At 70.8% G+C, this 12,790-nt stretch carries 14 protein-coding genes; 8 read left to right on the plus strand and 6 right to left on the minus strand.

Annotated elements, in window-relative coordinates:
- Positions 1 to 135 precede the first annotated feature (135 nt).
- Together ACFZDK_RS00595 and ACFZDK_RS00600 are read left to right on the plus strand one after the other, a co-directional pair.
- Positions 136 to 1,119, plus strand: coding sequence for a DUF1259 domain-containing protein (locus tag ACFZDK_RS00595; protein WP_390968394.1), 984 nt, complete (start codon positions 136 to 138; stop codon positions 1,117 to 1,119).
- Positions 1,120 to 1,145: 26 nt separating this feature from the next.
- Entirely contained in the window at positions 1,146 to 2,339 is a 1,194-nt protein-coding gene (locus tag ACFZDK_RS00600; protein ID WP_390968396.1) for a cytochrome P450, read from the plus strand.
- A 42-nt stretch (positions 2,340 to 2,381) separates the two neighbouring features.
- Here ACFZDK_RS00600 and ACFZDK_RS00605 read toward each other — a convergent pair whose 3' ends face one another.
- Positions 2,382 to 3,104, minus strand: a complete 723-nt coding sequence (locus tag ACFZDK_RS00605) for a TetR family transcriptional regulator (RefSeq protein ID WP_390968398.1) — start codon at positions 3,102 to 3,104, stop codon at positions 2,382 to 2,384.
- Positions 3,105 to 3,195: 91 nt separating this feature from the next.
- Here ACFZDK_RS00605 and ACFZDK_RS00610 point away from each other — a divergent pair, with 91 nt between their 5' ends.
- Complete coding sequence (locus ACFZDK_RS00610) at positions 3,196 to 4,056, plus strand: NAD(P)H-binding protein (protein WP_390968400.1); 861 nt, start codon at positions 3,196 to 3,198, stop codon at positions 4,054 to 4,056.
- Positions 4,057 to 4,137: 81 nt separating this feature from the next.
- On the opposite strand, the gene ACFZDK_RS00615 is transcribed toward ACFZDK_RS00610, so the two are convergent.
- Together ACFZDK_RS00615 and ACFZDK_RS00620 are read right to left on the minus strand one after the other, a co-directional pair.
- Positions 4,138 to 4,776, minus strand: coding sequence for a methyltransferase domain-containing protein (locus ACFZDK_RS00615; RefSeq protein ID WP_390968402.1), 639 nt, complete (start codon positions 4,774 to 4,776; stop codon positions 4,138 to 4,140).
- A gap of 45 nt (positions 4,777 to 4,821) precedes the next feature.
- Positions 4,822 to 5,238, minus strand: a complete 417-nt coding sequence (locus ACFZDK_RS00620; RefSeq protein WP_390968403.1) for an ATP-binding protein — start codon at positions 5,236 to 5,238, stop codon at positions 4,822 to 4,824.
- A gap of 133 nt (positions 5,239 to 5,371) precedes the next feature.
- Between ACFZDK_RS00620 and ACFZDK_RS00625 the strand changes: the two genes are divergently transcribed.
- Genes ACFZDK_RS00625 through ACFZDK_RS00635 form a run of 3 tightly spaced genes read left to right on the plus strand, consistent with a single transcriptional unit; the run spans position 5,372 to position 9,630 of the window.
- On the plus strand, positions 5,372 to 6,238 hold the full coding sequence (locus tag ACFZDK_RS00625) for a Scr1 family TA system antitoxin-like transcriptional regulator (RefSeq protein ID WP_390968405.1): 867 nt from the start codon (positions 5,372 to 5,374) through the stop codon (positions 6,236 to 6,238).
- Positions 6,235 to 6,477, plus strand: coding sequence for a DUF397 domain-containing protein (locus tag ACFZDK_RS00630; RefSeq protein WP_390968407.1), 243 nt, complete (start codon positions 6,235 to 6,237; stop codon positions 6,475 to 6,477). The genes ACFZDK_RS00625 and ACFZDK_RS00630 overlap by 4 nt, the downstream gene beginning before the upstream one ends.
- 12 nt (positions 6,478 to 6,489) lie before the next feature.
- Positions 6,490 to 9,630: an NACHT domain-containing protein gene (locus ACFZDK_RS00635; RefSeq protein WP_390968409.1), complete on the plus strand. Its 3,141-nt coding sequence runs from the start codon at positions 6,490 to 6,492 to the stop codon at positions 9,628 to 9,630.
- A 44-nt stretch (positions 9,631 to 9,674) separates the two neighbouring features.
- Here ACFZDK_RS00635 and ACFZDK_RS00640 read toward each other — a convergent pair whose 3' ends face one another.
- Positions 9,675 to 9,989 (minus strand): AzlD domain-containing protein, encoded by a 315-nt coding sequence (locus tag ACFZDK_RS00640; protein WP_390968410.1) that lies wholly within the window; start codon positions 9,987 to 9,989, stop codon positions 9,675 to 9,677.
- Positions 9,986 to 10,657: an AzlC family ABC transporter permease gene (locus ACFZDK_RS00645; RefSeq protein WP_390968412.1), complete on the minus strand. Its 672-nt coding sequence runs from the start codon at positions 10,655 to 10,657 to the stop codon at positions 9,986 to 9,988. Before ACFZDK_RS00645 ends, ACFZDK_RS00640 begins: the two co-directional genes overlap by 4 nt.
- Positions 10,658 to 10,725: 68 nt before the next feature.
- Between ACFZDK_RS00645 and ACFZDK_RS00650 the strand changes: the two genes are divergently transcribed.
- The gene (locus ACFZDK_RS00650) at positions 10,726 to 11,301 is read left to right on the plus strand and encodes a helix-turn-helix domain-containing protein (RefSeq protein ID WP_390968414.1); all 576 of its coding nucleotides are present in this window, start codon (positions 10,726 to 10,728) and stop codon (positions 11,299 to 11,301) included.
- A gap of 93 nt (positions 11,302 to 11,394) precedes the next feature.
- Here ACFZDK_RS00650 and ACFZDK_RS00655 read toward each other — a convergent pair whose 3' ends face one another.
- Positions 11,395 to 11,598, minus strand: coding sequence for a cold-shock protein (locus ACFZDK_RS00655; protein ID WP_007490911.1), 204 nt, complete (start codon positions 11,596 to 11,598; stop codon positions 11,395 to 11,397).
- Positions 11,599 to 11,911: 313 nt separating this feature from the next.
- On the opposite strand from ACFZDK_RS00655, the gene ACFZDK_RS00660 reads away from it, so the two are divergent.
- Complete coding sequence (locus ACFZDK_RS00660) at positions 11,912 to 12,760, plus strand: MqnA/MqnD/SBP family protein (RefSeq protein WP_390968417.1); 849 nt, start codon at positions 11,912 to 11,914, stop codon at positions 12,758 to 12,760.
- Positions 12,761 to 12,790 lie beyond the last annotated feature (30 nt).

The raw sequence follows: 12,790 nt of genomic DNA on the forward strand, positions 1-12,790 counted from the left end.
GTGATCCGCGGCCGCCACGCGGAGTGGTCCGCCTCCGTGCCCGGTGACTTGTGTTAGTCCACCCGGCCCCACCGGCGCGATGGAATCACGGGACCCGCCCGGGACCCGTGATTCCATCGCGCCAGGAGGTGAACCATGGTTGACGACCGGAAGCAGGAAACGCTCCCCGGACCGGCCACCACCCGTCGCCGCATCCTCGCTGCGGGTGCCGTGGCCCCCGTCCTCGCGAGCGCGGCGACCCCGCCCGCGCGCGCCCTCTCCCACGAACACCCGCGCGGCCTGGTCGAACCCGAGCTGACCCAGCTCGCCGACTGGGTGGATGTGACCAAGGCTCTGGGGCGGCCGGGCGACATGAAGCGGTACATGTACCACACCGGCCTGCCCCGCCGGGACCTCAAGGTGGTCTCCCGGGGCGTGCGGGTCGAGACCGCGCTGGCCCTCGGCACTCACATCGCCTTCGTCCGGTACAAGGACGGCAGTCACCTGCTGATGGGCGACGCCGTGGTCACCGAGCACGAACTGGACGGCTTCACCGACGCGCTCCTCGCGCACGGCATCGCCATCAACGCCGTACACAAGCATCTGCTCTCCCACCAGCCCGCCCTGTGGTGGCTGCACCTGCACGCCCACAGTCACGACCCGGTACCCATCGCCAGGGGACTGCGCGCGGCTTTCGACCGTACCGGCACCCCGCCCGACCAGCCGCCCACCACCCCGACGCTCGACCTGGACACCAAGGGCATCGACGACGCCTTCGGCAGCAAGGGCTCCCAGGACGAGGGCATCTACAAGAGCGTCTGGGCGCGCGCGGAGCAGATCGTGGACGGGGGCATGATCCTGCCGGCCGGCCTCGGCTCGGTGACCACCATCAACTTCCAGCCGCTCGGCCGGGGAAGGGCCGCGATCAACGGTGACTTCGTGATGACCGCGGGCGAGGTCCAGCCGGTTCTGAAGATCCTGCGCAAGGGCGGGATCGGCATCGTCGAGCTCCACCACCACAACCTGACGGACGAGCCGCGCCTGTTCTTCCTCCACTACTGGGCGATCGGCGACGCCGTGCGGCTCGCGAAGGACCTGCGCGCCGCCGTCCGCGCAACCAATGTCGTGCCGTTCCACTGAGCGGCCGACCGACGAAGGAGAAGAACGTGCGGGCGATCGACTGTCCCTTCGGTTTCAGCGAGGCCCTCGAGTTCGATCCGGCCCTGGCCGGCTTCACGGAGCGCGAGTCCCTCGGCACCATCCGGCTGCCGTACGGCGACTCGGACGCCTGGCTGGTCACCAGATTCGAGTCGGTGCAGCAGGTGACCACGGACCCCCGGTTCAGCCGGGCGGCGATCATCGAGTACGACTATCCGCGCCTGACGGCCGAGCCGATCGTCTCCCCGGAGTCGATCAACGTGATGGACCCGCCGCACAGCAGCCGGATCCGGCATCTGGCCACCCAGGCCTTCTCCCAGCAGCATGTGGACCGTATGCGGGACCGGATCGTCCTCCTCACGGACCGGCTGCTGGACGAGATGGAGTCCGAGGGCACGCCGGCCGACCTGGTCCGGCACCTGTCCGACCCCCTTCCCCAGCACACGATCATGGACCTGCTGGGCATCGAGCGCGCGAAGTGGCCCCGGATGCAGGAGCAGGTCCACCGGCTGCTGGTGCTGGGCGCGGGCAACCGCGACGTGGCCCGCGCGGCCAAGCAGGACCTGACGGCCTACTTCGGCGAGCTCGTCACCGAACGCCGGAAAGCCCCCGGCACGGACCTCGTCAGCCTGCTCGTCGAGGCACGGGACGGCGACGACCAGCTCGACGACAGGGAACTGGCCGTCCTGCTGCTGACGCTCACGCTCAGCGGCCAGGACACGGCGACCTGCCAGATCAGCAACATCATGTACCTGCTGCTGACCCGCCCGGAGCTGGCGGAGTACGCCTACGCGCACCAGAAGGACCTGACGGAGTTCCTCCACGAACTGCTCCGGTACATCCCCTTCCGGAAGGGCGTGGGCATTCCCCGGGTGGCGCTGGAGGACGTCGAGCTCGACGGGGTGCTCATCCGGCGCGGCGACTTCGTCCACGTCTCGTACCTGACGGCCAACCGCGACCCCGACCGCTACCCCGATCCGCACGAGATCGTGCCCGACCGTCCGGTCGCTCCCCACATGACGTTCGGCTGGGGCGGCCACCGGTGCATCGCGGTTCCCCTGGCGATGGCCGAACTGGAGGTCGCCGTGGGCCGCCTCCTGGACCGCTTCCCCGACCTGCGCCTGGCGGTGCGGCCGGAGGAGGTCCGCTGGGACACCGAGACCATCCGCCGCTTCCCGCTGGAGCTGCTGGTGGCCTGGTAGTCCGTACGACGGGGCGCCCGGCGGCCGGCGCGCGGTGGTGTCCTATGCGTCGGTGGCCAGGCGGTCCAGCCACTCACTCATGAGGTGCTGTTCGGCCCGGCTGAGGGCGGTCTGGTCGGAGAGGCCGGCGCGCAGGGCCCGGGCGGCGCCCGCGGGGCCGGCGGTGCGAACGGCGGGCTCCTCCGTGGTGACGGCCGTGACCATCGCCTCGCGGAGGGTGGTCAGCAGGGCCGGGTCGCGGTCGGCCTCCGGCATGGAGAGCCAGGTGAGGACGGCGCCGCGGGCCGTGGCGTGGATGACGTTGGCCGCGAGGGTCTCGCCGACCCGCAGCCGGCCGCCGACGGCCAGCCGCCGGACCCGGCCGCGGAGGATCTCCAGCCCGGTCCGGAAGGCCGGCGAGTCGCTGCGCGCGACGTCGCCGTACATCAGCGAGTACAGCGCGGGGTTCTCCAGGCCGAACCGGACCGCCAGGTCCCAGCCGTCCCGCAGGTCCTGGATCGGGTCCTCGGGGTCCGGGACGACGCGCTTGCTCGCGAGGAAGGCGGCGAAGCCGTGCTCGGCCACCGCTTCCAGCAGCCCCTCCTTGTCGCCGAACAGCCGGTAGATGGCCGGGGGCTGGAGCCCCGCAGCGACGGCGACCGCGCGGGTGGTGACGGCGTCCCGGCCCTCGCGCTCCAGCAGCCCGATGGCGGCGTCGATGACGCGCTGCCGGGTGTCGGGGGCGGAGCCGGCGGCGGCGTTCGGGTCACGTGATCCGGAAGGCATGTATCAACGATATCGCCTTCTTGATTCCATCGTTAGTATCGGTGTTATCGTTATGGTGTTTCCGCTGCTACCACCATCGTCGGAGGACATCGTGATCATCGTGACCGGAGCCACCGGACAGCTCGGCGGCCAGATCGTGGAGCGGCTGCTGGCCCGCGTACCGGCGGACCGGGTCGGCGTCAGCGTCCGCGACCCGAAGAAGGCGCAGGCCCTCGCGGACCGGGGCGTGCGGGTACGGCAGGGCAGCTTCACCGAACCGGACGGCCTGGCGCACGCCTTCGAGGGTGCCGCCCGGATACTGATCGTCTCCGTCGACCGGATGGGCGAGGAGACCGTGCGGCAGCACCGCACCGCCATAGCCGCGGCCGTCGCGGCCGGCGCCCGCCGGATCGTCTACACCGCCCAGATGGGCGCGAGCCCCACCTCCCGCTTCCAGGCCTGCCGCGACCACGCGGCCACGGAGGAGGCCCTCGCCGCCTCCGGCATCCCCTGGACCTCCCTGCGCAACGGCTTCCACGCGGCCAGCGGGCTCGACTTCCTCGCCCCGGGCCTGGCCGGCGGGGAGGTGGCCCTGCCCGCCGACGGCCCGGTCTGCTGGACGGCGCACGCCGACCTGGCGGAGGCGGCGGCGGTGATCCTGGCGGACGAGGCACACCGGTTCGAGGGGCCGACGCCCCCGCTCACCGGGACCGAGGCGCTCACCTTCGCCGACCTCGCCGCCCTCGCGAGCGAGCTCACCGGCCGTACCGTCACCCGGACCACCGCACCGGACGCCGCGTTCCGCGCCCACCTGGTGGCCGGCGGCGTGCCCGCCGAAACGGCCGGCCAGCTCCTGAGCATCTTCACCGCCGCCCGCGAGGGCGAGTTCGCGACCCCCGGGCCCGCGCTGGCCCAGCTGCTCGGCCGCGAACCCGTCTCCGTGCGCACCCTGCTGCGCGAGCGGCTCGCCTAGGGGCGGCCACCGGTTGTAATGCGAACTGCTCACGTCCGGGAGGACGGGCTGAACGCGTGGCCGCGGGTCTACGCCGACCCGCTAGCGCTCGGCCAGCAGAAAGGCCTGCGGGCTGAGCTCCCCGAGCCCCGCGTCCGGCTCCCGCACCGTGCTGGAGTACAGCGTGAACCCGGCGTCGGCCAGCAGGGCCGTCATCTGCTCCGGCCGCCGCCGCAGGAAGTCCAGGGTCACCGGATGCCCCCAGGGGTTCTCGTGCCGCCGTGCCACGTCCCCCACCTGGAACGCCAGGAGCAGCTGCCCGCCGGGCCTCAGCACCCTCCCGAACTCCCGGAACAGCGCCGGCAGCCGGTCGTCCGGCGTGTGGATGGACGAGTACCAGCACAGCACTCCGTCCAACGCCCCGTCCGTCGTCTCCAGTTCCAGCATGGAGCCCTGGACGAAGCGCAGTTCGGGATTCTCGCGGCGGGCGATGGCGAGCATCGACTCCGAGAGGTCGAGACCGAAGACCGACAGGCCCAGCGCGGCCAGCCTGCCGGTGGTCCGGCCGGGACCGCAGCCCAGGTCGGCCACCTCGCCACCCGCTCCCACCCGCTCGGCGAACACACCCAACACGGCCCTTTCCACAGGCCTGTTGGTGAGCTCGGCGCGGAACTGGTCGGCGTAGTCGAACGCGACCGCGTCGTAGAAGGTACGGGTGGCGTCCAGGAAGTCGGCTGTCATGCCGCGGACCCTAACGGCCGCCACTGACAAGGCCCCCTGGAGGATCTAGAGCGCGAGCTCGGCCCACACCGTCTTGCCGACGTCCCGCTCGGTGACTCCCCAGGTACGGGCCAGCAGGGATACGAGCACCAGCCCCCGCCCCCCGTCCGCCTCCGGATCCGTCACGAACCGCAGTCCCCGGTCGCCCCTCGCGTCGCTCACCTCGACACGGAGGGTGTCGCCGTCGGCGAGCAGCAGCAGCCGCACCTCGAAGTCCCGGCCGGGGACGCGACCGTGGGTGACGGCGTTCGCGGCCAGCTCCGCGACCAGGTGCTGGGCGGTGTGGTTCAGGTCGCCGTCGTAGGGATGACCCCAGGTGTCCAGCGCGTTGGCCACGAGGCGGCGGGCCAGGCGCGCGCCGCGCGGGGTGGCGCTCAGACGCTGGGTCAGTTCAGCGGTAGGGGTGGAGATTTCGGCGTTCACGTGACAGAGCGTGGTCGGTTCTCCCTACGCTGACCAGGGGCGATCGCGCGACTCACGGTGACCGTACGGGTGTGTCGGGTGAGGCGTACGGCTCGTCGGCCGTGACCACGAGGACGTCAAGGCGGTGGGGTGCGTGACGGACGTACAGCAGGAGCGGAGGCCGGAGACTCCGGCGGAGGCGGACGGGACGACGGGGCTGATCACAGCCCTGGGCAAGATGCTGAAGCTGCTGCGCGAGCGAAAGGGGCTCACGCAGAAGGAGTTCGGGGCGACGGTGGGGTACGGCCCTGACGCGATCTCCGCGATGGAGAGGGGGGTGCGGGTTCCGCAGCCGGACATGTTGGTGAAGGCGGACGAGTTGTTGGGGGCCGGGGGGCTGCTGGTTGCGGCGATCCCTGAGCTGAGGGAGGCGATGAAGAGGGCGCGGACCAGGCATCCCGAGTGGTACAGGGGGTATGCGGTGCTTGAGGCGGAGGCTGTCGAGCTACACCACTACTGCAACCACGCGGTGCACGGTCTGCTTCAGACCGAGGACCACGCGAGGGCCGTGTTCGCCAAGCGCCGCCCGTTCCTGGACGAGGAGACCATCGAGAGGCGGGTCGCCGACCGACTCTCGCGACAGCAACTGTTCGAGAAGTGGCCTTCGCCCGCCGTCAGTTACGTGCTCGAAGAGGCGGCGCTGGATCGGCCGATCGGCGGCCCGCACGTGCACAAGGCGCAGTTGGAGCGCTTGTTGCGCGTCGGTGCTATGCGGAACGTGGAGATCCAGGTGATGCCCACACGGGTCGAGGAACACCCGTGCCTGGGCGGGGCGTTCAACCTACTGACGCCACAGAGGCATCCTCAGGTGGCCTACACGGAGATCCAAGGGTTTCCTCGGCTGATCACTGACGCCGAGGAGGTCCGGAAGATCGCGGACCGCTATGGGATCATGCGGGCGGTGGCTCTCCCGCCCCTGGAAACAAGGGCGTTGATCGAGAGGAAGCTGGAGGAGCTATGACCATAGTGGACCTCGCCTGGTTCAAGTCCAGCTACAGCGACGGTGAGGGCGGCGATTGCGTCGAAGCCGCCTACACCTGGCGTAAGTCGTCGTACAGCGACGGCGAGGGGGGTCAATGCCTCGAAGTCCGCACCCACCCCTCCGCCATCCACATCCGCGACTCAAAACGCAGAACCGACCACCTGACCCTCTCCCTCTCCTCCTGGTCGGCGTTTCTGACGGGGATCGCCTCCTTGTAGGGGGCCACGGCGATGGGGGACGGGGGAGGATCGACGGTTCTGGCCCGGGTCGGCCTGGTCGCGCTCACCGTGGCGCCGCCGGGGGCACTCGCGGCGGTGAATCCCTCCGCCGTTGCGCGGCACCCGGTCCTCGCGGCCTGCGCCCTCGTCGGCTACGAGGTGCTGGTGGTCCTGACCGGGTTCGCGGGCAAGGTCTTCGGCGAGTTGCAGGGCCGCTGGGTGACGCGGGTCGCCGACGCAGTCGACCGCTGGCTGCAACGGCGGACATCGAGGTTCGAGCAGTCGTACCGGCGCCACGTCCGCAGCACGCACCGCTTCGTCGATCTCAAGGGGCTGGCCACGCGCGGGGATTACACGCCGGGGCTGGAAGAGGTCTTCGTCGATGTGAGCGTGGCGCCGGGACCGGTGCACACGGCGGAACGGGAGCCGCTGGCCGGTGCCGTACCCGGGCCCGGAGCGCGGCAGTCGATCGACGCGTTCCTGGGCGAGGAACAGGGTGCGTGCCTGGCGCTGATCGGCGCACCGGGCACGGGGAAGACGACGCTGCTCAAGCACTTGGCGCTGCGGCTGGCGGACCGTTCGCACGGCCGGGTCGGACGGCCCCGTCGCGACCTGCCGGTACTCCTCTACCTGCGCGACCACACGGAGGCGATCACGGCCGACGCCTCCCTCACACTCCCGCAGGTCATCGCGGCGTCGGCGGGCGGGTTGGAGCCACCGGAGCCGGAGGGCTGGTTCGAGGAGCAACTGCGGGACGGGCGTTGCCTGGTGCTGCTCGACGGTTTGGACGAGGTCGCCCGCGAGGAGGACCGCAGCCATGTCTCCGCGTGGGCGGAGAGACAGATCGAGCGCTACGAACGCAACGACTTCGTCCTCACCTCCCGCCCGCACGGCTACCGGACCGCCCCGCTCAACCGCGCCCGCGTGCTCCAGGTGCGCCGCTTCACCGGCGAACAGATCTCCCGCTTCCTGCACGGCTGGTACCGGACGATCGAGCGCCTGAGCACGGGCGTGCACGACGCCGGGGTGGAGACACGGGCGGCGGCGGAGGCGGAGGACCTGATCCGACGCCTGCGTGACCGTTCGGTGTTGTACGACCTGGCGGCGAACCCGCTCCTGCTGACGATGATCGCGAACGTGCACCGTTACCGGGGCGCGCTGCCCGGCAGCCGGGCGGAGCTGTACGCGGAGATCTGCCAGGTGCTCCTGTGGCGCAGGGCCGAGGCGAAGAACGTGGCGACGGTGGCGGACGAGCTGCCTGGGGCGAAGAAGGAGGTGGTGCTGCGGGAACTGGCGTACACGATGATGGCCGAGGGGCGTCGCGACATCGCCGCGGGGCAGGCCGCCGAGCTGCTGGAACCGGCGCTGGCCAGGGTCGCCGCGACCACCGCACCGGACGCCTTCCTCGCCTCCGTGGTGACCAGCGGACTTCTGGTGGAGCGCGAACACGGCCTGTACGCCTTCGCCCACCTCACCCTCCAGGAACACCTCGCGGCTCTGCACATCCAGCACCACCGGCTCGTCGACGTGCTCGTCGCCGGGATCGACGCCGACTGGTGGCGGGAGACGACGCTGCTGTACGCGGCCCGTACGGATCCGGCCCCGGTCGTGGAGGCGTGCCTGACGGCGAACACCACTCGGACGCTGGCCCTGGCCTTCGACTGCGCGGAACAGGCCACGGAACTGTCCCCGGTCACAGCGGACCGCCTCGACGCCTTGCGCCGGCAACTCCTGGACGAGCCGCCCGGCTCCCCGCGCCGCCGCCTGATGACCGCGGTCACCGTCACCCGCCAACTCCGCGACACGGTACGCCTCACCGACGACGCCCAGGTCACCGTCCGTCCCGTCACCCGGGAGCTGTACGCCCTCTTCTCCGGTAAGCCGGCCGGGCAGAGGCCGACGGACCCCGCCGTGGGCATCACCCGCACCGAGGCGGTGGATCTGGTCGGCTGGATCAACGACCTCCTCCCCGAGGGCACCACCGTCCGCCTGCCCACCTACGCGGAGGTCACCGACCCGGCCTTCACGTTGACCAGCCGCTCACCCGAACACAGCGTGTGGCACGCGGCCATGGAGTCGGGGGCTCTGCCCGAGCTGTGGGTTCCGGACGGCCTGCCACATCCGTGGTCAGGTGGGACGAGCGCTCCCGAGGGACGCGACCTGGTCGCCCTCACAGCGACCCTGGCACACGTCCGGGGCCTTGGTGATGCCGAATTCACCACCCCCGACTACGGCCCCGACGCCACCATTGCCCTGGCGCTCGCTCTCGCCCGCAACCTCGACCGTGCCGTCCGCCTCGGCCTGGATCACGTGGACGGTCTGTACGTCGACTTGCGAGATGTCCTCGCAGTCATGGTCAGCGGCCTGTCCCAGGAGGCCGACCTCCGTCTGCACCGTGCTGCCGTTGTCGCCGACGACATACTCGCGACCACTGCCCAGGACGGATCAGAGGTTCTCCCCGCCGCTCGGGAGATCGCCGGCGTCGTTGCCGACCGGCCCACCGACCTCTCCCTTGCTCTCGGCATGGCCCACGAAATCCTCCTCGCTTCCGGCTACGCCCCCGCCCCGGCTTCTCTCTCCGGGGTGATCGCTCGCAGCCGGGCCGTCGCCGACGACCTCGACCGGCTCTACCCCGCTCCGCCCGCCGAGACGGACCTGCTTGAAGCAGCCTTCTCCGCCAACCGGCTTCTGTGGTTGCTCATGCTCGGTGAACCGGACCCTCCGCCGCGGGACAGAAGACGCCTGCGCGCATCCGACGGCAGCGTGGCCGACCCGCTGAGCGCGCAGACGCGTCATCTCCTCACGGTCTACGACGACGAGATCACCCCCACGCTCGAAGAGGCCGTCGCACACACGCCGGCTTCTGACAACCGGCCGAAGTACGGAGGCGTGCTGATGAGTCGGCTGGCGCGACAACTGGAGTCGCTGGCCCGATGCCTGCCGGATCCCGATGCCGGAGAAGGCCTCTGGCGGGTCCACGTCGCTCACATGCAAGTCACCGCATTCACGCTGGCCGCGCTGGCCGACGACGACGACTTCGCCCCCGCCCTGGCCGCCCACTACCGCCGGGTCGCCGCCGGTCTCCAGATCCTCCGCCACCGTGCCGAAGGCAAGATCACCCCGACCGAAACCCTGATCCTCGTCCTCTCCTGATCGGTGGTGGAGCAGAAGCTGAACCCCGCCGCCGACGACGGCCCCTACCTCAGCCCCGCCGCCCGCAGCGCCGCCGTCACCGCCGCCGCCCCCATGACCACGACCACGAACGGCGCCCTGCGCCAGGCCAGTACGCCGGCCGCCAGCACCCCGGCCGGGCGGGCGATTCCCGCGAAACCGCCGCCCTCGGTCAGCGCCCCGGTGGCCAGCAGGGCCCCCAGGAGCACCACCGCCCCCGCCGACGCCAGCTCCTGGACCCGTACCGGGATCTCCACCCGGCCGTGCAGCGCCGGGCCCACCAGGCGGAAGGCGTACGTGCCGAGAGCGAGGGCCAGGATCATGACCACGGTCGCGTTCATCGTCGTATCCCCGGAAGAGTGAACAGGCCCAGCAGGGCGAGGAGGACCGGAACCCCGGCCGGGACGGCGGGAGTCACCGCCAGGGCGATCGCCGCGCCGACAAGGGCCGTGCGCCGTACGCCCCGGTCCGAGCGGAGGGCGGGCAGGACCAGGGCCACGAGCACCGCCGGGAACGCCGCGTCCAGGCCGTAGCGGCCGGTGTCGCCGAGGGTGCTGCCCGCGAGGGCGCCGGCCAGCACCCCCGCGTTCCATACGGCGAACAGCCCGAGCCCCGAGATCCAGAACGCGGCACGGCGGCGGGCCCGGTCCGGCTGGGCCAGGGCGAAGGCGACCGTCTCGTCGGTGACCAGGTGGGCGCCGAGGAGACGGGTGGCCCGGCCGGGGCCGAGGAGGTCGGCAACGGCGAGGCCGAACGCGGCCGTACGAGTGTTGAGGAGGAGGCCGGTGGCGGCCGCCGCCAGCGGCCCGCCGCCGGCGAGGAGGACACCGACCGCGCTGAACTGGGCCGAGCCCGCGTAGACGACGAGGGACATCAGGACCGGGACCCACACGGGCAGGCCGCCGGCCACGCTGACCGCGCCGAAGGAGACGCCGACGATCCCGCCGGCCAGCCAGACGAGTGAGCTGTCCCGGACCAGTGCCGTTTCTGTTCGGTGTGGCGAACGCATGTTCTCTACAATGAACAAGGCGGCAGTTGTTCGTCAAGGCGAACGATCGTACTGATGGAGCGAACGCGATGTCCGAGACCCCACCACCCCTACCATCCCGGCTTCCCCTCGACTGGATCGCCGCGTCCCTCAAGCGGGAGCGGGCCCGGGCCGGGCTCTCGCTGTCCGAGCTGGCCAAGCGGGCCGGTATCGCGAAGTCCACGCTGTCGCAGCTGGAGGCCGGCAGCGGGAACCCGAGCGTGGAGACGCTGTGGTCGCTGGGGGTGGCGCTCGGCGTGCCGTTCAGCGTGCTGGTCGAGCCGCCGGTGTCCGCCGTCCGGGTGATCCGGGCGGGTCAGGGGCCCACCGTCGCGTCGGAGCAGGCCAGCTTCGCCGCCACCCTGCTGTCGGCCTGCCCGCCCGGCGCCCGCCGGGACGTCTACCACCTGCGGATGGAGCCGGGCGCGGCGCGCGAGTCCGAGCCGCACATTCCGGGGACCGTCGAGCATCTCGTCGTATGCGGCGGGCGGGTCAAAGCCGGGCCAAGGGGAGAAACCGTCGAATTGAACCCCGGGGACTACCTGACATATCGCGGAGATGTTCCGCACGCGTACGAGGCGCTGGCGCCGGACACGTCGTTCGTCCTTGTCATGCAGCACGTCTGAGGGGCCGGGGAAAGGCAGGAGCCCCGTCGCCGTACGGCGCGGGGCTCCTTGGGTACTGCACTCAGTCTGCGATCAGACTTGGGATTTCCGTGATCAGACGGGGGTGACGTTCTCCGCCTGCGGGCCCTTCGGACCCTGCGTGACGTCGAAGCTCACCTGCTGGTTCTCCTCCAGGGAGCGGAACCCGTTGGCGTTGATCGCGGAGTAGTGGACGAAGACGTCGGGGCCGCCGCCTTCCTGGGCGATGAAACCAAAGCCCTTTTCGGCGTTGAACCACTTCACGGTTCCGGTAGCCATAAGCCCTCCTTGGGCTCAAAAGGGTCGCCCTGCTCCAGAACCTGCAAGTGTGAAAACAAACTAAGTGCCGCACAACTGCATATGTCTGAAAACGACGAGAGCCCACGGTTACATGCTCCGCAGGCTCTGTACTGCAAGGGAAACCAAACTGCAACTTGCGGCGAGCCTAGCATGTGGGCAGCCGAAAGCAACAGAGGCCAAGATCATGTCACCCGGAGGTTTGAATGGCCTCGCGAGTGGGTTGACGCCCGGAGCGGTGTCGACGGCGGGGGCGGGTCCGAGCACGGTACCCCACGGGGTCTAGTCTCGCGATGTGGACAATTCTCGCACCCGGCCGCGCGTCGGCCACATCCAGTTCCTGAACTGCCTGCCCCTCTACTGGGGGCTCGCGAGAACCGGCACCCTCCTCGACTTCGAGCTGACCAAGGACACCCCTGAGAAGCTCAGCGAGCAGCTGGTGCGCGGTGACCTCGACATCGGGCCCATCACCCTCGTCGAGTTCCTGCGCAACGCCGAGGACCTCGTGGCCTTCCCGGACATCGCCGTCGGCTGCGACGGCCCGGTGATGTCCTGCGTGATCGTCTCCCAGGTCCCGCTGGACCAGCTGGACGGCCGCCGGGTCGCCCTCGGCTCCACCTCGCGCACCTCGGTCCGCCTGGCCCAGCTGCTGCTCGCCGACCGCTACGGCGTCCGGCCCGACTACTACACCTGCCCGCCCGACCTCAGCCTGATGATGCAGGAGGCGGACGCGGCGGTGCTCATCGGCGACGCGGCCCTGCGCGCCAACCTGCTGGACGGCCCGAGCTACGGCCTCCAGGTCCACGACCTCGGCGCGCTGTGGAAGGAGTGGACGGGCCTGCCGTTCGTCTTCGCGGTGTGGGCGGCCCGCAGGGACTACCTGGAGCGCGAGCCGCAGCTCACCCGCGAGGTGCACGGCGCGTTCCTCGACTCCCGCAACCTCTCCCTGGAGGAGGTCGCCAAGGTCGCCGAACAGGCCGCCCGCTGGGAGGCCTTCGACGAGGCGACCCTGGCCCAGTACTTCACCACCCTCGACTTCAGCTTCGGCGCGGCGCAGCTGGCCGCGGTGACCGAGTTCGCCCGCCGGGTCGGCCCGACGACCGGGTTCGCGGCCGACGTGAAGATCGATCTGCTGACGCCCTGACACCCCTTAGGCTGCTGCGTGGACTTACTG

This window comes from Streptomyces sp. NPDC007901 (assembly GCF_042959465.1).
Taxonomy (GTDB): domain Bacteria; phylum Actinomycetota; class Actinomycetes; order Streptomycetales; family Streptomycetaceae; genus Streptomyces.

Excerpts from the sequence above, each read along its gene's own strand:
- ACFZDK_RS00605 (WP_390968398.1), bottom strand. The coding sequence starts at position 3,104 with ATGCCTTCCGGATCACGTGACCCGAACGCCGCCGCCGGCTCCGCCCCC.
- ACFZDK_RS00650 (WP_390968414.1), top strand. The coding sequence starts at position 10,726 with ATGTCCGAGACCCCACCACCCCTACCATCCCGGCTTCCCCTCGACTGG.
- ACFZDK_RS00645 (WP_390968412.1), bottom strand. The coding sequence starts at position 10,657 with ATGCGTTCGCCACACCGAACAGAAACGGCACTGGTCCGGGACAGCTCA.
- ACFZDK_RS00630 (WP_390968407.1), top strand. The coding sequence starts at position 6,235 with ATGACCATAGTGGACCTCGCCTGGTTCAAGTCCAGCTACAGCGACGGT.
- ACFZDK_RS00635 (WP_390968409.1), top strand. The coding sequence starts at position 6,490 with ATGGGGGACGGGGGAGGATCGACGGTTCTGGCCCGGGTCGGCCTGGTC.
- ACFZDK_RS00615 (WP_390968402.1), bottom strand. The coding sequence starts at position 4,776 with ATGACAGCCGACTTCCTGGACGCCACCCGTACCTTCTACGACGCGGTC.
- ACFZDK_RS00655 (WP_007490911.1), bottom strand. The coding sequence starts at position 11,598 with ATGGCTACCGGAACCGTGAAGTGGTTCAACGCCGAAAAGGGCTTTGGT.
- ACFZDK_RS00640 (WP_390968410.1), bottom strand. The coding sequence starts at position 9,989 with ATGAACGCGACCGTGGTCATGATCCTGGCCCTCGCTCTCGGCACGTAC.
- ACFZDK_RS00595 (WP_390968394.1), top strand. The coding sequence starts at position 136 with ATGGTTGACGACCGGAAGCAGGAAACGCTCCCCGGACCGGCCACCACC.